We start from the raw sequence: 21,915 nt of genomic DNA, 5'->3' as shown, positions 1-21,915 counted from the left end.
CCTTACAGCTTCATCAGGCTGGCGTCGTCGACCGAGGCCGAGTGGCGGGAACGGAACAGCGACACGATGATCGCGAGCCCGACCACGACCTCCGCGGCGGCGACGACCATCGTGAAGAAGGCGATGATCTGGCCGTCGAGATTGCCGTGCATCCGGGAGAAGGCGACGAACGCGAGGTTGCAGGCGTTGAGCATGAGCTCGACGCACATGAACACGACGATCGCGTTGCGCCTGATCAGGACACCGGTGGCGCCGATCGTGAACAACAGGGCGGCGAGGTAGAGGTAGTTGACCGGGTTCACTTCGACGCCTCCCTCTTGAAGGTGGCCGACTCGATCGCGGCCCGCTCCAGGCGCTCCTCGGAACGCTGCTCCAGGGCCTTGAGGTCGTTCAGCGCCTCGGTGGACACGTCACGGATCTGGCCGCGGTCGCGCAGCGTCTTGCTGACGGTGAGCTCCGACGGGGTGCCGTCGGGCAGCAGGCCCGCGATGTCCACGGCGTTGTGCCGGGCGTAGACGCCCGGGGCCGGCAGCGGCGGGACGTGCTTGCCCTCGCGGACGCGCTTCTCGGCCAGCTCACGCTGGGTCAGGGCGCGCTCGGTGCGCTCGCGGTGGGTGAGCACCATGGCGCCGACGGCGGCCGTGATCAGCAGGGCGCCGGTGATCTCGAAGGCGAAGACGTACTTGGTGAAGATGAGGGTCGCGAGCCCCTCCACGTTGCCACCGGAGTTGGCCTGCGCGAGGCCGTTGAACTGGTTGAGCGAGGCGTTGCCGATGCCCGCGAAGAGCAGGACGCCGAAGCCGAGGCCGCACAGAAGGGCCAGCCAGCGCTGGCCCTTGATGGTCTCCGTCAGCGAGTCCGCGGCCGTCACTCCGACGAGCATCACCACGAACAGGAAGAGCATCATGATCGCGCCGGTGTAGACGACGATCTGGACGACGCCGAGGAAGTAGGCGCCGTTGGCGAGGTAGAACACCGCCAGGATGATCATGGTCCCGGCGAGACAGAGCGCGCTGTGCACGGCCTTCTTCATGAAGACGGTGCACAGGGCGCCGATCACGGCGACGGTGCCGAGGACCCAGAACTGGAAGGCTTCGCCGGTGGAGGTGGCCGAGGCGGCGAGCTGAAGGGGCGCGGTCATCGGCCGATCACCTTCTCCGACGCCGGCTCGCCCTCACCGAAGGTGGATTCGGCCTCCTGGACCACCTCGCCCTTGGAGACGGCGGCCTGCTGGACCGTGCCGGGCGCGGCCTCCGTGACCAGGCCCCGGTAGTAGTCCTGCTCGTCGGTGCCCGGGTAGATCGCGTGTGGGCTGTCGACCATGCCCTCGTCGAGACCGGCGAGCAGCTGCTCCTTGGTGAAGATGAGGTTGGCGCGGCTGCTGTCGGCCAGCTCGAACTCGTTGGTCATCGTCAGCGCGCGCGTGGGGCACGCCTCGATGCACAGGCCGCACAGGATGCAGCGGGCGTAGTTGATCTGGTAGACGCGGCCGTACCGCTCCCCCGGGGAGTAGCGCTCCTCGTCGGTGTTGTCGGCGCCCTCCACGTAGATGGCGTCGGCGGGGCAGGCCCAGGCGCACAGCTCGCAGCCGACGCACTTCTCCAGGCCGTCCGGATGGCGGTTGAGCTGGTGCCGTCCGTGGAACCGCGGAGCGGTGGTCTTCTGCTGTTCCGGGTACTGCTCGGTCAGCCGCTTCTTGAACATGGCCTTGAAGGTCACGCCGAAGCCGGCGACGGGGTTCATGAAACCGGGTTTGGTCTCCTTGGGCTCCTCAGCCATCGGACGCCTCCTTTCCATCCAGAGATCCGTCACTCTGAGTATCGGGCCCACCACTGACAATCAGCTCCCGCTCCTGGCGCGAGCGGCGCCGCGGTACCGGAGGCAACTCCTGTCCGGGCAGCGGCGGGACGGGGAATCCGCCCGCCATCGGGTCGAATCCGGCGGGTTGTTCGGCGGGCTGCGCGGCCGCCTTCGACTTCTCGCGGAACATGTCGGCGACGAAGGAGAGCAGCAGCAGGACCAGGACTCCGCCGCCGATGTAGAGGGCGATGTCGGCGAAGTCGTAGTTCTCGTTGCGCAGGGTCCGCACGGTCGCGACGAGCATCAGCCAGACCACGGAGACCGGGATGAGGACCTTCCAGCCGAGCTTCATCAGCTGGTCGTAGCGCACGCGGGGGAGCGTGCCGCGCAGCCAGATGAAGAAGAACAGCAGCAGCTGCACCTTGATGACGAACCAGAGCAGCGGCCACCAGCCGTGGTTGGCGCCCTCCCAGAAGGTGGAGACGGGCCAGGGGGCCCGCCAGCCGCCGAGGAAGAGCGTGGTCGTCACGGCCGAGACCGTCACCATGTTCACGTACTCGGCGAGCATGAACATCGCGAACTTGATCGAGGAGTACTCGGTGTTGAAGCCGCCGACCAGGTCGCCCTCGGACTCCGGCATGTCGAAGGGGGCGCGGTTGGTCTCGCCGACCATCGTGATGACGTAGATGATGAAGGAGACCGGCAGCAGGACGATGTACCAGCGGTCCTGCTGCGCCTCGACGATCGCCGAGGTCGACATCGACCCGGAGTAGAGGAACACCGAGGCGAAGGCGGCACCCATGGCGATCTCGTACGAGATCATCTGTGCGCAGGAGCGCAGGCCGCCGAGGAGCGGGTAGGTGGATCCGGAACTCCAGCCCGCCAGGACGATGCCGTAGATGCCCACCGAGGCGACCGCGAGGATGTAGAGCATCGCGATCGGGAGGTCGGTGAGCTGCATCGCGGTGCGGTGGCCGAAGATCGAGATCTCGTTGCCGGACGGGCCGAAGGGGATCACCGCGATCGCCATGAAGGCCGGGATGGCGGCGACGATCGGCGCGAGGACGTAGACGACCTTGTCGGCGCGCTTGACGATGACGTCTTCCTTCAGCATCAGCTTGATGCCGTCGGCGAGCGACTGGAGCATGCCCCAGGGGCCGTGCCGGTTGGGGCCGATGCGCAGCTGCATCCAGGCGACGACCTTGCGCTCCCAGACGATGGAGAACAGCACGGTCACCATCAGGAACGCGAAGCAGAAGACGGCCTTGACGACGACGAGCCACCAGGGGTCGGTGCCGAACATCGAGAGGTCTTCAGCGGCGGAGTACGGGCTCATGCCTCCACCTCCTTGGGGGCGTCGGCGGCGAGCGTGGCCGGGCCGATGCGGACGAGGGAACCGGGCACCACTCCGGCGTCGGAGGACACTCCCCCGCCGGTGGAGTTCAGCGGGAGCCAGACCACCCGGTCGGGCATCTCGGTGACCTGGAGCGGCAGTTCGACGACTCCGGCGGGGCCGGTGACGGCGAGGAGGTCGCCCTCCTTGACGCCCGCCTCGGCGGCCGTGGCGGCCGACACGCGCGCGTGGGCCGCGTGTCGCGTCCCGGCGAGCGCCTCGTCGCCCTCCTGGAGGAGGCCCTGGTCGAGCAGCAGCCGGTGTCCGGCCAGGACGGCCTCTCCGGCGGCGGGCCGCGGCAACTGGGCCGCGGACTCCAGGGGTTCGGTGGCGCGCGGGCCGTCCCAGGGTCCGAGCCGGTCGATCTCCGCGCGCGTGGTGCGCAGATCCGGCAGTCCCAGGTGGACGTCCATGGCGTCGGCGAGCATCTGCAGCACGCGCGCGTCGGTGGGCGCGAGGCGGCGGGTCATCTGGTCGGGCTTGAGGGCGGCCTCGAAGAAGCGCACCCTGCCCTCCCAGTTGAGGAAGGTGCCGGCCTTCTCGGCGACCGCGGCGACCGGGAGGACGACGTCCGCGAGTTCGGTGGCCTCGCTCGGCCGCAGTTCCAGCGACACCAGGAAGCCGACTTCGCGCAGCGCCTCACGCGCGCGTGCCGGATCGGGCAGGTCGGCGATCTCGACGCCCGCGACCACCAGGGCCTGGAGTTCTCCGGACGCCGCGGCCTCGACGATCTGCCCGGTGTCCCGCCCGTAGCGGTGCGGGAGTTCGGCCACGCCCCATGCCGAGGCGACCTCGTCCCGCGCGCGCGGGTCGGTGGCCGGACGCCCGCCCGGCAGCAGCGACGGCAGCGCGCCGGCCTCGACGGCCCCGCGCTCACCGGCCCGCCGCGGGATCCACACCAGTTGGGCGCCGGTGGCGGAAGCGGCCCGTGCGGCGGCGGTGAGCCCACCGGCCACAGCGGCCAGCCGCTCTCCTACGACGATGACGGCGCCCTCGGTACGCAGCGCCTCGGCGGCCTGTGCACCGCCCTCCTCCAGGCCGACCCCGCCCGCGAGCGCGTCCAGCCATTCGGTCTCGGTGCCGGGAGCGGCGGGCAGCAGCGTGCCGCCGGCCTTCTCCAGGCCCCGGGTGGCGTGCGTGGCGAGCGAGAACACCTTCTGCCCATGCTTGCGCCAGGCCTTGCGCAGCCTCAGGAAGACGCCGGGCGCCTCCTCCTCGGCCTCGAACCCGACCAGCAGAACGGCGGGCGCCTTCTCCAGAGCGGAGTACGTGACGCCCGTACCGTCGAGGTCACGGCCGCTGCCGGCGACCCGCGCGGCCAGGAAGTCGGCTTCCTCGCTGCTGTGCACGCGCGCGCGGAAGTCGATGTCGTTGGTGTCGAGGGCCACGCGCGCGAACTTGCTGTACGCGTAGGCGTCCTCGACGGTGAGCCGGCCCCCGGTGAGGACTCCGGCCCGGCCGCGGGAGGCGAGCAGCCCCTGCGCGGCGATCTGGAGCGCCTCCGGCCAGGAGGCGGGCACGAGTTCGCCCTCCGGGTTGCGGACGAGCGGCGTCTGGAGCCGGTCGCGCTGCTGGGCGTAGCGGAAGGCGAACCGCCCCTTGTCGCAGATCCACTCCTCGTTGACCTCGGGGTCGTTCGCCGCGAGCTTGCGCATGACCTTGCCGCGCCGGTGGTCGGTGCGGGTCGCGCAGCCGCCGGAGCAGTGCTCGCAGACAGAAGGAGAGGAGACGAGGTCGAACGGACGGGAGCGGAATCGGTACGCCGCCGAGGTGAGCGCGCCGACCGGGCAGATCTGGATGGTGTTGCCGGAGAAGTACGACTCGAAGGGGTCGCCCTCGCCGGTGCCGACCTGCTGGAGCGCGCCCCGCTCGATCAGCTCGATCATCGGGTCGCCCGCGACCTGGTTGGAGAAGCGGGTGCAGCGGGCGCACAGCACGCACCGCTCGCGGTCCAGCAGCACCTGCGTGGAGATCGGCACGGGCTTCTCGTAGGTCCGCTTCTTGCCTTCGAAGCGGGACTCGGACTGCCCGTGGGACATCGCCTGGTTCTGCAGGGGGCACTCGCCGCCCTTGTCGCAGACCGGGCAGTCCAGCGGGTGGTTGATGAGGAGCAGCTCCATCACACCGTGCTGGGCCTTCTCGGCGACCGGCGAGGTGAGGTGGGTCTTCACCACCATGCCGTCGGTGCAGGTGATGGTGCAGGAGGCCATCGGCTTGCGCTGGCCCTCGACCTCGACGATGCACTGGCGGCAAGCGCCGGCCGGGTCGAGCAGGGGGTGGTCGCAGAACCGGGGGATCTCGATGCCGAGCTGTTCGGCGGCCCGGATGACCAGGGTGCCCTTGGGCACGCTGATCTCGGCGCCGTCGATCGTCAGAGAGACGAGGTCTTCCGGCGGGACCGCCGCCTCTCCCCCGCCTGAGGGGGCGCTCGTGGTCACCGTCATGCGTTCACCTCCGGGCGGTCCGCCCAGGCCGTCGACTTGGCCGGGTCGAAGGGGCAGCCCCGGCCGGTGATGTGCTGCTCGTACTCCTCGCGGAAGTACTTGAGCGAGGAGAAGATCGGCGAGGCGGCGCCGTCGCCGAGGGCGCAGAACGACTTGCCGTTGATGTTGTCGGCGATGTCGTTGAGCTTGTCGAGGTCGGACATGACGCCCTTGCCGGCCTCGATGTCGCGCAGCAACTGCACGAGCCAGTACGTCCCTTCGCGGCACGGGGTGCACTTGCCGCAGGACTCGTGGGCGTAGAACTCGGTCCAGCGGGTGACGGCGCGGACGACGCAGGTCGTCTCGTCGAAGCACTGCAGGGCCTTGGTGCCGAGCATGGAACCGGCGGCGCCGACGCCCTCGTAGTCGAGGGGGACGTCGAGGTGCTCGTCGGTGAACATCGGCGTGGAGGAGCCGCCCGGCGTCCAGAACTTCAGCCGGTGGCCCGGCCGCATTCCGCCGCTCATCTCCAGCAGCTGGCGGAGCGTGATGCCGAGCGGGGCCTCGTACTGGCCGGGACTGACGACATGGCCGCTGAGCGAGTAGAGCGTGAAGCCCGGGGACTTCTCGCTGCCCATCGACCTGAACCAGTCTTTGCCCTTTTGCAGAATCGCGGGAACCGACGCGATCGACTCCACGTTATTCACAACAGTCGGGCACGCATACAAGCCCGCGACCGCAGGGAAAGGGGGACGGAGCCGCGGTTGACCACGGCGGCCTTCGAGCGAGTCGAGCAGTGCGGTCTCCTCACCGCAGATGTACGCGCCCGCGCCCGCGTGCACGGTGAGTTCGAGATCGAGGCCGCTGCCCAGGATGTTCTGTCCGAGGTAGCCGGCCGCGTAGGCCTCGCTCACGGCCGAGTGCAACCGCCGCAGCACAGGGACGACTTCACCGCGCAGATAGATGAAGGCATGCGAAGACCTGATGGCATAACACGCGATGATCATGCCCTCGATGAGGCTATGCGGGTTCGCGAAGAGGAGCGGGATGTCCTTGCACGTCCCGGGCTCCGACTCGTCGGCGTTGACAACTAGATAGTGCGGCTTTCCATCTCCCTGCGGAATGAACTGCCATTTCATTCCGGTGGGGAATCCCGCGCCGCCGCGCCCGCGCAGACCGGAGTCCTTGACGTACGCGATCAGGTCGTCCGGCGACATCGCGAGCGCCTTACGGAGCCCCTCGTATCCCTCGTGCCTCTTGTAGACGTCCAGCGTCCAGGACCTGTCCTCGTCCCAGAAGGCCGACAGCACGGGTGCGAGCAGCTTCTCGGGGCTGTTGTTCTTCAGTTCGGGTGCCAAGGTCATCACTCCCCCTCCTCGGCGGCGGGCCCGGCCGGGTGGGCCGGGTCGGAGGCCGACGTGTCCTGTGGCGCGTCGTGTGAGCTCAGGTGCTCCGCCGGGGACGGGTCGTGGACGTCCCGGTCCTGCGGTGCGCCGTCGCGCGGATGGACCACGCGCGCGGGTGCGGTCTCTCCCCTGGCCAGGCGGAGGCCCACCAGCGACGCCGGTCCCGCACTGCCGCTCTCCTCGACGGCCCCTGGCCGCTCGTCGGGAAAACCGGCAAGGATCCGCGCGGTCTCCTTGAAGGTGCACAGGCGCGCCCCGCGCGTGGGCTCCACGGCCCGTCCCGCGCGCAGGTCGTCGACGAGGCGCTTGGCGCTGGCCGGGCTCTGGTTGTCGAAGAACTCCCAGTTGACCATCACCACCGGCGCGAAGTCGCAGGCCGCGTTGCACTCGATGTGCTCCAGGGTGACCTTGCCGTCGTCGGTGGTCTCGCCGTTGCCGACCCCGAGGTGCTCCTGGAGCTCCTCGAAGATCGCGTCGCCGCCCATCACAGCGCAGAGGGTGTTGGTGCACACACCCACCTGGTAGTCACCCGACGGCTTGCGCCGGTACATGGTGTAGAAGGTGGCGACGGCGGTCACCTCGGCCGTGGTCAGCTCCAGCACGTCCGCGCAGAACTGCATCCCGGTGCGCGTGACATGGCCCTCCTCCGACTGCACGAGGTGCAGCAACGGCAGCAGGGCCGAGCGGGAGTCCGGGTAGCGGGCGATGACCTCGCGCGCGTCCGCCTCCAGGCGGGCTCGGACGTCGTCCGGGTAGGCGGGCGCGGGCAGTTCGGGCATGCCCAGGCTGACGCCCCGCTCGGAAGATGAGGTGGTCACCGGTCGACGCCTCCCATCACGGGGTCGATGGACGCGACGGCGACGATGACGTCGGCGACCTGGCCGCCCTCGCACATCGCCGCCATGGCCTGAAGGTTGGTGAAGGACGGGTCGCGGAAGTGGACCCGGAAGGGGCGGGTGCCGCCGTCGGACACCGCGTGCACCCCGAGTTCGCCCTTGGGCGACTCGACGGCCGCGTACGCCTGTCCCGGCGGGACGCGGAAGCCCTCGGTGACCAGCTTGAAGTGGTGGATCAGGGCCTCCATGGAGGTGCCCATGATCTTCTTGATGTGGTCGAGGGAGTTGCCGAGCCCGTCCGGTCCCAGGGCGAGCTGGGCGGGCCAGGCGATCTTCTTGTCGGCGACCATGACCGGGCCGGGCTGGAGCCGGTCCAGGCACTGCTCGACGATGCGCAGCGACTGGCGCATCTCCTCCAGGCGGATCAGGAAGCGCCCGTAGGAGTCGCAGCTGTCGGCGGTCGGGACGTCGAAGTCGTAGGTCTCGTAGCCGCAGTAGGGCTGCGCCTTGCGCAGGTCGTGCGGCAGGCCGGTGGAGCGCAGGATCGGGCCGGTGGCGCCGAGGGCCATGCAGCCGGCGAGGTCGAGGTAACCGACGTCCTGCATACGGGCCTTGAAGATGGGGTTCCCGGTGGCGAGCTTGTCGTACTCCGGGAGGTTCTTCTTCATCTTCTTCACGAACTCGCGGATGTGGTCCACCGCGCCGGGCGGCAGGTCCTGCGCGAGTCCGCCGGGGCGGATGTACGCGTGGTTCATCCTCAGGCCCGTGATGAGCTCGTAGATGTCGAGAATCATTTCACGATCACGGAATCCGTAGATCATGATCGTGGTGGCGCCGAGTTCCATGCCGCCGGTGGCGATGCAGACCAGGTGCGAGGAGAGCCGGTTCAGCTCCATCAGGAGCACCCGGATGATCTCGGCCCGCTCGGTGATCTGGTCCTCGATGCCGAGGAGCTTCTCGACGGCGAGGCAGTAGGCGGTCTCGTTGAAGAAGGACGTCAGGTAGTCCATGCGCGTCACGAACGTGGTGCCCTGCGTCCACGTGCGGAACTCGAGGTTCTTCTCGATGCCGGTGTGGAGGTAGCCGATGCCGCAGCGGGCCTCGGTGACCGTCTCGCCGTCGATCTCCAGGATCAGGCGGAGCACGCCGTGGGTGGAGGGGTGCTGCGGGCCCATGTTGACGACGATGCGCTCGTCGTCGGCCTTGGCCGCGCTCTGGACGACCTCGTCCCAGTCGCCACCGGTGACCGTGTAGACGGTGCCCTCGGTGGTCTCGCGCGCCGAAGCGGCGGAGGCGGATGCGTGGGAAGTGCTCACGAGTACGACCTCCGCTGGTCCGGAGCCGGGATCTGGGCGCCCTTGTACTCGACGGGGATGCCGCCGAGGGGGTAGTCCTTGCGCTGCGGGTGGCCCTGCCAGTCGTCCGGCATCATGATCCGCGTCAGGGCCGGGTGACCGTCGAAGACGATCCCGAAGAAGTCGTAGGTCTCGCGCTCGTGCCAGTCGTTGGTCGGGTACACCGAGACCAGGGACGGGATGTGCGGGTCCGCGTCCGGGGCGCTGACCTCCAGGCGGATCAGCCGATTGTGGGTGATCGAGCGCAGGTGGTAGACGGCGTGCAGCTCGCGGCCCTTGTCGTGGAGGTAGTGGACTCCGCTGACGCCGGTGCACAGTTCGAAGCGCAGGGCCGGGTCGTCGCGCAGGGTCTGTGCGACGCGCAGCAGGTGCTCGCGCTCGATGTGGAAGGTGAGCTCGCCGCGGTCGACGACCGTCTTCTCGATGGCATTGTCCGGGAGGAGTCCCTGCTCCTCCAAGGCGCCTTCCAGTTCGTCGGCGACCTCGTCGAACCAGCCGCCGTAGGGGCGGGCCGCCGGTCCCGGGAGGCGGATCGAGCGGACCAGGCCGCCGTAGCCGGAGGTGTCGCCGCCGTTGTTGGCGCCGAACATGCCGCGCTGGACGCGGATCTCCTCACCGCCCTCGCCGCGCTGGCCGGGGAGGTTGGAGGCGCCGAGGTCCTTCTCGGGGTTCACCCCGTTCGAGCCCCCGTCGGCGCCGTTCACACCGTTCGCGTCGCTCACCGCAGCAGCCCCTTCATCTCGATCGTGGGCAGGGCCTTGAGCGCCGCTTCCTCCGCCTCCCGGGCCGCCTCCTCGGCGTTCACGCCGAGCTTGGAGGTCTGGATCTTCTGGTGGAGCTTGAGAATCGCGTCCATCAGCATCTCGGGCCGCGGCGGGCAGCCGGGGAGGTAGATGTCGACCGGGACGATGTGGTCGACGCCCTGCACGATCGCGTAGTTGTTGAACATGCCGCCCGAGGAGGCGCAGACCCCCATGGAGATGACCCACTTGGGGTTCGGCATCTGGTCGTAGACCTGCCGGAGCACCGGCGCCATCTTCTGGCTGACCCGGCCGGCGACGATCATGAGGTCGGCCTGGCGGGGTGAGCCGCGGAAGACCTCCATGCCGAAGCGGGCGAGGTCATAGCGTCCGGCGCCGGTGGTCATCATCTCGATGGCACAGCAGGCGAGGCCGAAGGTGGCCGGGAAGACGGACGCCTTGCGCACCCAGCCCGCGGCCTGCTCGACGGTGGTCAGCAGGAAGCCGCTCGGCAGTTTTTCTTCGAGTCCCATGAGTTAAAGGCCCCTCAGTCCCATTCCAGGCCGCCCCGCCGCCATACGTACGCGTAGGCGACGAAGACGGTGAGCACGAAGAGCAGCATCTCCACGAGCCCGAAGACACCCAGGGCGTCGAAGGTGACGGCCCAGGGGTAGAGGAAGACGATCTCGATGTCGAAGACGATGAAGAGCATCGCCGTCAGGTAGTACTTGATGGGGAAGCGCCCGCCGCCGGCCGGCGTGGGGGTCGGCTCGATGCCGCACTCGTAGGCCTCGAGCTTGGCCCGGTTGTACCGCTTCGGACCGATCAGCGTGGCCATGACCACGGAGAAGATCGCAAAGCCTGCCCCGAGGGCTCCCAGTACGAGGATGGGCGCATAGGCGTTCACCGCTCCTCGCTCCTCTCAGTCGGCACTGACTGCTGGCGATGGCATCGGACTCACACCCGCTTCCTACGGCGTTCTCACCTTCCGTTCGTCCCAACGAAGATCGAGAACATGTGAAGCAGGTCACAAGCCCAACTGACCCGCATCTTATGCCCGCCGGTCTGTGATCTGCGACACGGGGTATTGCACAAGCTTTGTGATCTCCACCACCCGACAAGGGATCATGAAGCCGGATCGGCGGCGATCTTCGTACGGCAAGCGCCCAAGTGATCACCAGAGGTGACATTTCCGCTAGTGGATGCGGGTCGAGGGAGGCGTCTCCATATCAAGAGAGTTCCACTGCATGCAAATTGGTGCTGGACTCGGCGCCTTGATAGTGCGCCGCATTCACACATCAGAAGGAGGGGTGGGGACGGATGTGGACGCGTGCACGCGTTCACGAGCGGCGGCCGCCCGCAGACGCAGCCGCCGTCGTAACCGTTGCGTGACCTCCGCCACACGAGTGAGAGCTTCACGAGAAGGGGGCTTGGCCATCGGTCTCAACCGGTGGTAGGTGCGGGGCAATTCGGACGTAACAGCGAAAGGGCATGATCACAGGCTTGATCACCTGAGTCCGCAATGTCCGTTACGGCGTCAATAAAGAGAGACGCAGCAGGGTTTCGGGGGCACCGTTGAACAACTGTGGCGCAGCACACGTTTCTTGAAGGTATGGAGGAGCCCCTGATACCGGTTGTTCTCATGTCCCACACCGCTCACATACGCAGCCACCGGAAACCCCGCCGCAGCGCGACGACTTCGATCGCCGTGCGTGCCGGAGTCGCCGGTGGCGTCCTCAGCATGGCAGCGGCGGGCGCGTCGGCTTCGGCGTTCGCCGCCGAGTCGACGACGCAGACCCTCGAACTGCCCACCCTCTCGGCCGACCTGGGCAGCCAGGTGGCCGAGACCGCCGACGCGATGCAGCAGGCCGCGGCCAACTACCAGCTGCAGGCCGAGCGCGACTCGGCCGCCGCCGCGGCCGCCAAGCAGGCCAAGGCCGACCTCGCCGAGGCCAAGAAGAAGGCAGAGGCGAAGAAGAAGGCGGAGGAGGCCCGCCGGGCCGCCGCCGAGGAGGCCGCCTCCCGCAGCACGGAGCGGGCCACCCTGTCCGCGTCGGCGAGCGCGAGCACCTCCACCTCCACCTCCACGAGCACGGCGACCGGTTCGGCCGCCGCGGTCATCGCCTTCGTCAAGGCGCAGATCGGGGACGCGTACGTCTCCGGCGGCACGGGCCCCAGCTCGTGGGACTGCTCCGGCCTCGTGCAGACCGCCTTCAAGCAGGTGGGCATCGACCTGCCGCGCGTCTCGCAGGACCAGTCGACGGCCGGCACCCAGGTCTCGCTGAGCAACCTGCAGCCGGGCGACATCCTGTACTGGGGCAGCGCGGGCAGCGCGTACCACGTCGCGGTGTACGTCGGTGACGGCATGTTCGTCGGCGCGCAGAACCCGTCCACGGGCGTCGCCGAGAAGCCGCTGTCCTACGACCCGCCGACCGGCGCGGTGCGGGTGCTCTGACGAGCGACCACGGCTCAGTCGTACGGAAGGGACCGCTACCGCCCGGGGGCAGCGGTCCCTTCCGGCTCACCCCAGGTCGAAGGTGTTGGGCAGGCCCAGCCGATAGCGCACCTCGTCGACCCGCTTGAGGGGTTCCATCTCCGGGGGCCGGTACAGCTCCCACACCCGGCAGCGCTCGGCGTCCGAATTGTCCGCCTCCAGCAGGGCGTTGACCGCGAGCCGCGCGGACTCGTTGGCGCCCTCCATCGTCGCCAGGTCCACGTCGGTGCGGACGTAGTCGCCCGCGAGGAAGAGGTTGGGGACCCTCGTACGGGCCGTGGGGCGGTTGTGGAGCGTCCCGGTGGGGTGGATGAGGAGTTGCTCCCGGTTCCGCGGCTCGAGGCCGCCCAGGCCCGTCACAGCGGGATCCATGAACCAGCCGAGCCGGTCCTCGTCGCGCAGCACGGTCCTGCCGGAGTCGTTCAGGCCGTCCTTCAACTGCGCCCAGAGTTCGGCGACGACCTCCTCCTTGGTGCACTCACGAGCCGTCTTCCCGTACAGGATGCCCGGCTTGTCCCACTCGGAGATGATCGCGGACAGACAGTCGTGCGCCCGTCCGTCGCCGTAGTCGCGCGCGAAGTCCCGGCCGTCCCAGAACTGCGCCTGGCCGACGCCGGTCACCGACCAGGGTGAGTCGAGGCAGTTGATGTGGCCGTGCACGACCGGGGTGGGCGTGCGGAGGTAGAACATCACCCCGGTCATCCAGTCCGTCCGCAGGGCGTCGCAGCGGGCGAGCTGCGGGTCCGCCGCGCGCAGGGCCGGGCCCCACGTCACGCGCGCGTGCTCGACGGGGAGGGCGCAGACGTAGTGGTCGGCGGTGATCGTACGGTCGTCGCCGCCGTCGCGGGCCGAGACGTGGACGCCGGTGACCCGGCCGCCGCCGTACAGGATCTCCCGGACCTCGGTGCCGAGGTCGAACTCGACCCCCAGGGAGCGCAGGTGGGTCTCCCAGGGGTCGATCCAGGCCTCGCTGGTGGGGGCGTTCAGGACGCGGTCGACGTCGGCGTCGGGGCCGTCGAGGCCGCGGCCGAGCAGGCCCCAGAGGATGAGGGCCTCGATGATGACGCGGCCGACCGTGCGAGTGGAGGCGACTTCCGCGCGGGTGGCGACGAGGTTGCGGGTCTGGCCGATGCCGAGGAGCGTCCGGTACTCCGCGCTCATCTCCTCCGCGCGGATGAAGTCCCACCAGGGGGTCCGCTCCCACTGGTCCTCGCGGCGGGCGTCGCAGCTGGTGAGGTGGACCAGCACGCGGTCGGCGAAGTAGGCGGCCTCGTGGGCGGGGAGGCGGGTGGCGAGGTCCAGGACGGAGAGGATCTGGTCGCGGATCCAGGACGGGGTGAGATCGCCGGGGGCCGGCGGGGTGGTGGCGCGACGCAGCGGGAAGTGCAGGTCGGGGCGGCCGGAACCGCGGGCGAACAACTCCTCGGTGGCGTTGCGGAGGTTGCCGCGGACCCCGCCCGCGTTGCCCGCGAAGGGGATGCGGCGCATGGTGTCGGGGAGGTTCCGGTAGAAGCCGGGGAAGAAGCGGAAGCCGTGCTCGGCGGGGAGGTCCGCGCGGCCGCCGGACGCCGTGCCCGGGACCGGCATCGAGCGGGCCTTGCCGCCGAGGACGTCGTAGTACTCGTGGACGGTCACCGAGTAGCCGCGCTCGGCGAGTTCGTGGGCGGCGCTGAGGCCGGAGACGCCCCCGCCGAGGACGGCGACGCGCGTGCCGGACGCCGACGCGGACATGGACGCGGACCCGGACACGGCGGGCGCGGACGCCGCCCGTCCCGCACCGCCTAAGACGAGGGCCGCTCCCCCGGCACCGGCCAGGAACCGTCTGCGGGAGTGGCCATGGGGCTGTCGCAGGTGTTCTGTTGTCATGGGCAACGGAGGGTAAGGAGGGGTGCCGGAGGCCGGAAGCCCGTTGCCCCACCGCCCACAGCATCCTCACAACAAGGAGAAACACACCCATGCCCAGCGTCTTCGTACAAGGCAGGCCCGCCGGCCCGTCCTACCCCCGGATCGCGCCCGAGGCCCGGCGCGGAAAGGTCCGGCGCGTCACCGAGGTCGGCGAGGAGGTCCTGCACAAGCCGTGCCGGGACGTCACCGAGTTCGGACCCGACCTCGCCGCGCTGATCGACGACATGTTCCTGACCATGTACATCGCCGAGGGAGCGGGACTCGCGGCGAACCAGGTCGGTGTCGACCTCAGGCTGTTCGTCTACGACTGCCCGGACGACGACGGGGGCCGGCATGTCGGGCACATCGTCAACCCCGTCGTCGAGGCCCTCGACCCGGCCGGGCGCAGGCTGCTCGACGACAGCGAGGGGTGTCTGTCGGTGCCGGGCGCGATCATGGACGTACCGCGTCCGGACCGGGCCGTGGTGCGCGGGTTCGACAGGGACGGCGAGCCGCTCGTGATCGAGGGGACCGGGTACTTCGCGCGGTGCCTGGAGCACGAGACCGACCATGTGAACGGACGCGTGTATCTGGACCGGCTGTCCGCGCGGGACCGTAAGGACGCGCTGCGGCAGGTGGCCGCCCGGCGCGAGGAGGTCTTCGCGCGCCGGGCCGCCAACGTCGAGGCGCTGAACGGCGGTTAGCGGCCACGGCTAGCGCCGGTAGGAGTGAACCAGTGCCCAGACCGACACCGTGATGAGGATGACGAACAGCGGTAACGCGAGCCCTGCGTCCATCCCTCCACGGTGCTCCGGTCCGGGCCCCGCGTCACGCCTTCGGCGCCGCCTTGCTGAGGCCGTTGATGATCCGGTCCATCGCGTCGCCGCCCGTGGGGTCCGTGAGGTTCGCGAGCAGCTTGAGCGTGAACTTCATGAGCAGCGGGTGGGTCAGCCCGCGCTGGGCCGCGATCTTCATGACCTTCGGGTTGCCGATGAGCTTCACGAAGGCGCGGCCCAGCGTGTAGTAGCCGCCGTAGGTGTCCTTGAGGACCTGCGGGTAGCGCTGCAGGGCCAGTTCGCGGCTGCCGGGGGTCGGGCGGGCGTGGGCCTGGACGATGACGTCGGCGGCGATCTGGCCGGACTCCATGGCGTAGGCGATGCCCTCGCCGTTGAAGGGGTTCACCAGGCCGCCGGCGTCGCCGACCAGCAGCAGGCCCTTGGTGTAGTGCGGCTGGCGGTTGAAGGCCATGGGGAGGGCGGCGCCGCGGATCGGGCCGGTCATGTTCTCGGGGGTGTAGCCCCACTCCTCGGGCATGGACGCGCACCAGGCCTTGAGCACCTCGCGCCAGTCCAGCTCCTTGAAGGAGTCGGAGGTGTTGAGGACACCCAGGCCGACATTGGAGGTGCCGTCGCCCATGCCGAAGATCCAGCCGTAGCCGGGCAGCAGCCGGTCCTCGCCGGGGCCGCGGCGGTCCCACAGCTCCAGCCAGGACTCCAGGTAGTCGTCCTCGTGGCGGGGCGACTCGAAGTACGTCCGTACGGCCACGCCCATCGGGCGGTCCTCGCGGCGGTGCAGGCCCATCGCGAGGGAGAGCCGGGTGGAATTGCCGTCGGCGGCGACCACCAGGGGCGCGTGGAAGGTGACTTCGCGCTTGTCCTCGCCGAGCTTGGCGTGGACGCCGGTGATACGGCCGGTGCGGTCGTCGATGATCGGGGCACCCACATTGCAGCGCTCGAAGAGGCGCGCCCCGGCCTTCTGCGCCTGGCGGGCGAGCTGCTCGTCGAAGTCGTCGCGCTTGCGGACCAGGCCGTAGTCCGGGTAGGAGGCGAGATCCGGCCAGTCCAGCTGGAGGCGGACCCCGCCGCCGATGATGCGCAGGCCCTTGTTGCGCAGCCAGCCGGCCTCCTCGGAGACGTCGATGCCCATGGCCACGAGCTGCTTGGTGGCGCGCGGGGTGAGGCCGTCGCCGCAGACCTTCTCGCGCGGGAACTCGGTCTTCTCCAGGAGCAGTACGTCGAGTCCGGCCTTGGCGAGGTAGTACGCGGTCGTGGAGCCGGCCGGCCCCGCGCCGACGACGATGACATCGGCGGTGTTCTCGGACAGGGGCTCGCTCACGACGGTCACGGCGGGATCTCCCCAAGCTCGGATCAAGTTCGGAATCAAGTTCGGAATCCGCGTGCCGAGGGGCACTGGACACGGGCAGTCTATTCAGCAGAATTGATCACCCGGCTGAAGGGCTGCCCTGTGAACCGACCTCTCCCCGTGGTACGGCTGCGTGTTCCCACCGACGAGGACGCGCTCGCCTGGCATCGGGTCTTCGACGACCCGGACGTCATGGAGTTCCACGGCGGCAAGTCGGCGGAGCTGTCGGTCTACGAGGAGCTGACCGCGCGCCAGCGGCGGCACGACGCCGAGCTGGGCTTCTGCCTGTGGACCATGGTCGACGAGAAGGGCGAGGTCATCGGCTTCACCGGCGCGCAGCCGTGGCCGCAGGACTGGGGTCCGACGGGGGAGATCGAGATCGGCTGGCGGCTCGGCCGGGCCTACTGGGGCAAGGGGTACGCCACCGCGGCCGCGCAGATGACCCTGGAGCGGCTCAGGGCGGCCGGTGTCACGGACGTGGTCGCGATGGTCCGGCCCGGCAACGAACGGTCCGTGGCGGTCACCGAGCGGCTCGGGATGACCCTCGCGGAGACCTACCCGCACCCGCGGTTCGCGGAGAACGCGCTCTGTTTCCGGCTCACCCTGCGAAACGGTCACGCACGGTAGCGATCTGCTACAGAAAGAAACCCGGCACTTCCGGGCGCCATGGCGCGAGAGTTACCCTGCCTGTACCGCTGGGGGTGACATCTGTGCGCATAACACCCAAATCGCCCGAAGTCCGCGTCCCGCGTCTGGTCGGTCTGATGGCCGTGGACGCGCGCGAGACGGCGCAGGCGCAGGGCCTGTTCATCAACGCGCCGGACCGCAAGGACTTCCACCTGGCCGTCGTCGACTATGTCGTACGCCAGTACCCGCAGGCCGGCGCGGAGGTGCCGCGGGACTCGGTGGTGTACGTGTGGTTCGACCTCGGCCCGGGCGAGGGTGGCGGGGGCGTCCATGAACCCCGTATCCCGAAGCCCCCCAGGGGCGGCCTCCAGCGCGAGCTGGACGAGCCGGGCGACCCGTACGCGGTGCGCTGCACGACGGGGTTCGGCTGAGCCCTGAGCCGAGCCCCGAGCCCGAGCCCCGTGTGCGGACTCAGCTCCCCTTGACGCCCCGGTGCAACGCCACGATCCCGCCGCTCAGGTTGCGCCAGGCCACCTTCGACCAGCCGGCCTTCTGGAGCCGCTCGGCGAGCGCCGGCTGGTCGGGCCAGGCGCGGATGGACTCGGCGAGGTAGACGTACGCGTCGGGGTTGGAGGAGACCGCGCGGGCGACCGGCGGCAGCGCCCGCATCAGGTACTCGGTGTAGACCGTGCGGAAGGGCGCCCAGGTCGGGTGCGAGAACTCGCAGATCACGACCCGTCCGCCGGGCTTGGTCACCCGGTACATCTCGCGCAGCGCGGAGTCGGTGTCCTGGACGTTGCGCAGCCCGAAGGAGATCGTGACCGCGTCGAAGACATCGTCCCGGAACGGCAGCTTCGTCGCGTCGCCCGCGGTGAACGGCAGCCAGGAGTGGTTCTTCTTGCCGACCCGCAGCATGCCCAGCGAGAAGTCGCAGGGCACGACATAGGCGCCGGTCCGCGCGAAGGGCAGCGAGGACGTGGCCGTACCGGCGGCCAGGTCCAGGATCTTCTGGGCGGGGCGGGCGTCGACGGCCCGGGCGACCTCCTTGCGCCACACCCGGTCCTGGCCGAGCGAGAGCACGTCGTTCGTCAGGTCGTACCGTTCCGCCACGTCGTCGAACATCGAGGCGACTTCGTGCGGCTGCTTGTTCAGGGAGGCGCGGGTCACCCGCCCATTCTTGCAGTACGACCTCCACGGCCCGCTCAGGGGAGCAGCCGCGGCCTCTTCTTCCCGGCCACGTCCTCCACCCACCCGCACACCAGCACGAACACCGCGATCAGCACCCACCCGATGCCGAACATGAACCACTGGCTCTCCAGCGGCAGCCACTTCTCGAAGGCGGGCACGTTCCAGAACTGGTCGATCAGCGGGACCGCGAGGATCAGCGCGATCTCGTGCCACAGGTAGATCGTCACCGCGCGGGAGTTGAAGATCGTGACGATCCGGTCGGTGCGCCGGAACCGGGTCAGCCAGGCGAAGTCGATCCCGAACCACGACTTGGCCCACATCAGCAGCATCACGTACCCGGCGGACCAGAAGGCCTGGGCGAGCGGGATGTCGTCGAGGTCGTACGAGCCCGTCTCGGCCTGGTGCGTGAAGGCGTACCAGCCGCCGAAGCCGATCGCGGCGAGCGAGAGGGCGACCACGGCGAAGGGCTTGAGCCGCTCCAGGACCCTGTCCCGGTGCGCGAAGCCGAGGATCCAGCAGAACAGGAAGGTGGCGAGGTCGGTGAGCGCGCTGCCGAGGCGGTTGTCGGGCGGCTCCCACAGGAAGTGGAAGACCACGATCGGGGCCAGGGAGAGCAGCAGGACCGGCACCGGGGCCAGCCGGAAGACCTTCAGGAGCAGCGGGGAGAGCAGGACGAACCAGAGGTAGGTCCGCAGGTACCAGAGGATCTCCCAGGCCTGGATCGCCCACTGGTTGCCCGGCGGATCGCCCAGCGGCACGATCCAGAAGACGATCTGCCAGCCCGGCATCCAGTCGTGGATCAGCATCGCGAGGACCACGAAGACGCCCCAGAACCAGAACGGCGGCAGCAGGCGCCGCATCCGGCTCTTGACGACCTTGAACGCCGGGCGCTCCAGGGACTTCGCCATGAGGGTGCCGGCGAGGCCGAACATGATGCCCATGGAGGGGAAGACCATGCCCGCCCAGGCCCACCCGAAGGTGTGATAGGTGACGACCCGGATCAGGGCGACGGCCCGCAGGGTGTCGAAGTAGCGGTCCCGGCCCGGGGGCCGGGGCGAAGGCTTCTCCTCCTCCGCCCCGGCGTCGGTGGGAGCAGCGGGCTCCGGTTCAAGAAGCGGCTCAGGCTCCAGCACCGGCTCCGGTTCCGGCTCCAGCACCGGCATCGGCGCCGTAGCCTCCGGCACGCCGTACCCGTACTCCACATACTGCTGCGGATACGGCTGCTGCGCATACTCCGAGTACCCCTGGTCCTGCCCGTACGCGTGCGCGTGGCCGTGCCCGTCGCCGTACCCCTGGCCGTACCCGTACCCCTGCTGCTCCCAGCTCATCTAGCTCACCCCTGCCGGAGTGCCGACCTCGCCGGTGCGCTTCAGCTTCTGCCAGCGCAGGCGGCCGCCCGTGAGCGCCGTGATGCAGGAGTGGATGAGGACGAGGTACATCATCTGCCGGTAGGCCAGCTGCTGGAGCGGCATCATCAGCAGGTACCGGTACTTCTCCTTGTCCAGCCGGAAGGCGTACGCGGCGCAGACCAGCTGGATCCCCAGCACCGCCAGCCACGCGTACAGGGCCGCCTGGAAGTCGACGAAGATCATCGAGTACGCGGTGAACACGTCGATCAGCGGGGCGAACACCGGCGTGACGATCTGGAAGATGACCACCAGCGGCATGCCGACCCGGCCGAAGCGCCCCGAAGGACCCTTGTCGGTGAGGGACTTGCGGTGCTTCCACAGCGCCTGCATGGTGCCGTACGACCACCGGTAGCGCTGCGACCACAGCTGCTTCAGGGAGCCCGGCGCCTCGGTCCACGCGCGCGCGTGCTCCTGGTAGACGACCCGCCAGCCCGCGCGGTGCATCGCGATGGTGATGTCGGTGTCCTCGGCGAGGGTGTCCTCGCTCATCCCGCCGACCTGGAGCACGGCCTCGCGGCGGAAGGCGCCGATCGCGCCCGGGATCGTCGGCATGCAGCGCAGCAGGTCGTACATCCGGCGGTCGAGGTTGAAGCCCATCACGTACTCGATGTGCTGCCAGGCCCCGATGACCGTGTTGCGGTTGCCGACCTTGGCGTTGCCCGCGACCGCGCCGACCTCCTCATTGGCGAAGGGCTGCACCAACTGCCGTACGGTGTCCGGCTCGAAGACGGTGTCGCCGTCCATCATCACGACGATGTCGTAACTGGCGCTGCGGACACCGTTGTTGAGCGCGGCCGGCTTGCCCGCGTTCTCCTGGCGGATGACCCGGACGTTGGTCATGCCGAGCGAGCGGGCCGCCTCGCGGGCGATCTCGGAGGTGCCGTCCGAGGAGCCGTCGTCGACGACGATGACCTCGATCGGGTGGGTGCTCTTCGACAACGACTCCAGGGTGTTGGCGATGCACTCCTTCTCGTTGTACGCCGGGACGATCACGCTCACCGGGCGGGTGATCGTCGGCCCCCAGCTGAAGCGGCGCTTGTTGCGCTGTCTGTAGTGGCGGCGGGCGAGGATCAGCATCATCCCGAACCGGCTCATGACGGCGACGCCCACGACCACGAGCCCGACCGAGAGCGCGGGCACCGTGTACTCAGCGACGGCGACGGCCACGACCAGGGCCTTGCCCTCGTAGAGGGTGGTGCCGGTGGCCTCGCGGTGGGCGGCCTGGAGACGGGCGGTGCCGTTCGGCGCCCCGCCCTGGAGCTGTCCGCCCGCGGCACCGGCCGGCGCGTTCGCCTGCTGTCCGGCCCCGGCGCCCGTGTTCTGGGCCTCGACGACTCCGCTGATGGTGGTGAAGGTGTAGCCCTTCGCCTTCATCTTCTCGATGTACTTCGGCAGCGCCTTGATCGTCTGCTCGCGGTCGCCGCCGGCATCGTGCATCAGCACGGAGGCGCCCGTGGTCCCGGACGGCGTCGCCCACTTGACGATCTTCGAGACGCCCGGCTTCTTCCAGTCGTCGCTGTCGGTGTCGACGAAGACGCTGGTGTAGCCCTCCTCGCCGAGCTTCTCGTAGACGGGCCAGCTGTAGTTGTCGATGGCGTCCGTCTCCGAGGAGTACGGCGCCCGGAACAGCGTGGTGGTGATGCCGGCCGCGCCCGCGAGGGCGAGCTGCGTCTGGGTCATCTCGCGCCGGATACGGGCGTCGCTCTGGTAGGAGAGGTCGACGTGGGTGAAGGTGTGGATGCCCACCTCGTTGCCGTCGTCCACCATGTCCTTCACGATCGACGGGTAGCGCGAGACCATCGAGCCGACCACGAAGAAGGTCGCGGGCACGTCGTACTTCTTCAGGATGTCCAGCACCTGGGGCGTGTACGTCGGGTTCGGGCCGTCGTCGAAGGTGAGCGCGATCGTCTTGGCCGGGACGGAGGTCGTCGTCGCCTGGCCGCCCCGGAAGCTGATGATCGGCCCGCCGTTGAGGATCTTGTCGGGCACCTTGCTGGAGCTGGCCCCGTCGCGCACCCGCTCGTCGCCGCCGACCTCGGCGCGCAGATAGCCGTCCAGCAGCATCACGCTGGTCAGTCCGAGCAGGAGCAGCATGGCGAGGATGACCCGCGGTTTCTGCAGCGCCGCGGCCTTGCCCGCCGCCCGTTCGATACGGGAGGGAGCACGCCGGCGGCCCCGCGACGGCGTCGTGGTCGAAGTCATGAGGTGGCCCCCGTTC

Annotated in this window: 20 protein-coding genes; 4 read left to right on the top strand and 16 right to left on the bottom strand. The window is 69.4% G+C overall.

Features of this window, described 5'->3' with window-relative positions:
* Positions 1-2 precede the first annotated feature (2 nt).
* The 11 genes from nuoK to ABZ896_RS11020 are packed head-to-tail and all read right to left on the bottom strand — an operon-like array spanning position 3 to position 10,860.
* Entirely contained in the window at positions 3-302 is a 300-nt protein-coding gene (gene nuoK, locus ABZ896_RS11070) for an NADH-quinone oxidoreductase subunit NuoK (RefSeq protein ID WP_004927567.1), read from the bottom strand.
* Positions 299-1,141, bottom strand: coding sequence for an NADH-quinone oxidoreductase subunit J (locus ABZ896_RS11065; RefSeq protein ID WP_360925400.1), 843 nt, complete (start codon positions 1,139-1,141; stop codon positions 299-301). The genes nuoK and ABZ896_RS11065 overlap by 4 nt, the downstream gene beginning before the upstream one ends.
* Positions 1,138-1,779, bottom strand: coding sequence for an NADH-quinone oxidoreductase subunit NuoI (gene nuoI, locus ABZ896_RS11060; protein WP_360925397.1), 642 nt, complete (start codon positions 1,777-1,779; stop codon positions 1,138-1,140). Before nuoI ends, ABZ896_RS11065 begins: the two co-directional genes overlap by 4 nt.
* Positions 1,772-3,136 (bottom strand): NADH-quinone oxidoreductase subunit NuoH, encoded by a 1,365-nt coding sequence (gene nuoH / locus ABZ896_RS11055; protein WP_360925394.1) that lies wholly within the window; start codon positions 3,134-3,136, stop codon positions 1,772-1,774. The genes nuoI and nuoH overlap by 8 nt, the downstream gene beginning before the upstream one ends.
* Positions 3,133-5,637 (bottom strand): NADH-quinone oxidoreductase subunit G, encoded by a 2,505-nt coding sequence (locus ABZ896_RS11050; protein ID WP_360925391.1) that lies wholly within the window; start codon positions 5,635-5,637, stop codon positions 3,133-3,135. The genes nuoH and ABZ896_RS11050 overlap by 4 nt, the downstream gene beginning before the upstream one ends.
* Entirely contained in the window at positions 5,634-6,983 is a 1,350-nt protein-coding gene (gene nuoF / locus ABZ896_RS11045) for an NADH-quinone oxidoreductase subunit NuoF (RefSeq protein ID WP_360925388.1), read from the bottom strand. Before nuoF ends, ABZ896_RS11050 begins: the two co-directional genes overlap by 4 nt.
* On the bottom strand, positions 6,980-7,840 hold the full coding sequence (nuoE, locus tag ABZ896_RS11040) for an NADH-quinone oxidoreductase subunit NuoE (protein WP_360925385.1): 861 nt from the start codon (positions 7,838-7,840) through the stop codon (positions 6,980-6,982). The genes nuoF and nuoE overlap by 4 nt, the downstream gene beginning before the upstream one ends.
* Positions 7,837-9,174 (bottom strand): NADH-quinone oxidoreductase subunit D, encoded by a 1,338-nt coding sequence (locus tag ABZ896_RS11035; protein ID WP_360925382.1) that lies wholly within the window; start codon positions 9,172-9,174, stop codon positions 7,837-7,839. Before ABZ896_RS11035 ends, nuoE begins: the two co-directional genes overlap by 4 nt.
* Positions 9,171-9,935: an NADH-quinone oxidoreductase subunit C gene (locus tag ABZ896_RS11030; RefSeq protein ID WP_360925379.1), complete on the bottom strand. Its 765-nt coding sequence runs from the start codon at positions 9,933-9,935 to the stop codon at positions 9,171-9,173. The genes ABZ896_RS11035 and ABZ896_RS11030 overlap by 4 nt, the downstream gene beginning before the upstream one ends.
* Positions 9,932-10,486, bottom strand: coding sequence for an NADH-quinone oxidoreductase subunit B (locus ABZ896_RS11025; protein ID WP_003998928.1), 555 nt, complete (start codon positions 10,484-10,486; stop codon positions 9,932-9,934). The genes ABZ896_RS11030 and ABZ896_RS11025 overlap by 4 nt, the downstream gene beginning before the upstream one ends.
* A gap of 14 nt (positions 10,487-10,500) precedes the next feature.
* Positions 10,501-10,860, bottom strand: a complete 360-nt coding sequence (locus ABZ896_RS11020; RefSeq protein WP_007383963.1) for an NADH-quinone oxidoreductase subunit A — start codon at positions 10,858-10,860, stop codon at positions 10,501-10,503.
* A gap of 735 nt (positions 10,861-11,595) precedes the next feature.
* Here ABZ896_RS11020 and ABZ896_RS11015 point away from each other — a divergent pair.
* A complete protein-coding gene (locus ABZ896_RS11015) occupies positions 11,596-12,408 on the top strand; it encodes a C40 family peptidase (protein WP_360925375.1) in 813 nt (270 codons plus the stop codon).
* A 66-nt stretch (positions 12,409-12,474) separates the two neighbouring features.
* Here ABZ896_RS11015 and ABZ896_RS11010 read toward each other — a convergent pair whose 3' ends face one another.
* Positions 12,475-14,313, bottom strand: coding sequence for an FAD-dependent oxidoreductase (locus ABZ896_RS11010; protein WP_360925372.1), 1,839 nt, complete (start codon positions 14,311-14,313; stop codon positions 12,475-12,477).
* Positions 14,314-14,402: 89 nt separating this feature from the next.
* On the opposite strand from ABZ896_RS11010, the gene def reads away from it, so the two are divergent.
* On the top strand, positions 14,403-15,035 hold the full coding sequence (gene def, locus ABZ896_RS11005) for a peptide deformylase (RefSeq protein WP_360925369.1): 633 nt from the start codon (positions 14,403-14,405) through the stop codon (positions 15,033-15,035).
* 124 nt (positions 15,036-15,159) lie between these two features.
* Here def and ABZ896_RS11000 read toward each other — a convergent pair whose 3' ends face one another.
* Positions 15,160-16,455: a geranylgeranyl reductase family protein gene (locus tag ABZ896_RS11000; RefSeq protein WP_360925366.1), complete on the bottom strand. Its 1,296-nt coding sequence runs from the start codon at positions 16,453-16,455 to the stop codon at positions 15,160-15,162.
* A gap of 120 nt (positions 16,456-16,575) precedes the next feature.
* On the opposite strand from ABZ896_RS11000, the gene ABZ896_RS10995 reads away from it, so the two are divergent.
* Positions 16,576-17,100: a GNAT family N-acetyltransferase gene (locus ABZ896_RS10995; protein ID WP_360925363.1), complete on the top strand. Its 525-nt coding sequence runs from the start codon at positions 16,576-16,578 to the stop codon at positions 17,098-17,100.
* 83 nt (positions 17,101-17,183) lie between these two features.
* Complete coding sequence (locus ABZ896_RS10990; RefSeq protein WP_360925360.1) at positions 17,184-17,531, top strand: PASTA domain-containing protein; 348 nt, start codon at positions 17,184-17,186, stop codon at positions 17,529-17,531.
* 40 nt (positions 17,532-17,571) lie between these two features.
* Here ABZ896_RS10990 and ABZ896_RS10985 read toward each other — a convergent pair whose 3' ends face one another.
* From ABZ896_RS10985 to ABZ896_RS10975, 3 genes are read right to left on the bottom strand one after another with little or no spacing between them, the layout of a single operon-like run.
* On the bottom strand, positions 17,572-18,267 hold the full coding sequence (locus ABZ896_RS10985; protein WP_360925357.1) for a demethylmenaquinone methyltransferase: 696 nt from the start codon (positions 18,265-18,267) through the stop codon (positions 17,572-17,574).
* Between the two features lie 35 nt (positions 18,268-18,302).
* Positions 18,303-19,616: an acyltransferase gene (locus ABZ896_RS10980; RefSeq protein ID WP_360925354.1), complete on the bottom strand. Its 1,314-nt coding sequence runs from the start codon at positions 19,614-19,616 to the stop codon at positions 18,303-18,305.
* Positions 19,617-21,899, bottom strand: coding sequence for a bifunctional polysaccharide deacetylase/glycosyltransferase family 2 protein (locus ABZ896_RS10975; RefSeq protein ID WP_360925351.1), 2,283 nt, complete (start codon positions 21,897-21,899; stop codon positions 19,617-19,619).
* Between the last annotated feature and the right edge of the window lie 16 nt (positions 21,900-21,915).

The sequence above is a fragment of the Streptomyces sp. NPDC047072 genome, from assembly GCF_040643855.1.
Classification (GTDB): domain Bacteria; phylum Actinomycetota; class Actinomycetes; order Streptomycetales; family Streptomycetaceae; genus Streptomyces.
The sequence above is the reverse complement of the archived record's forward strand: the minus strand, read 5'-3'. Positions and strand labels throughout refer to the sequence as shown.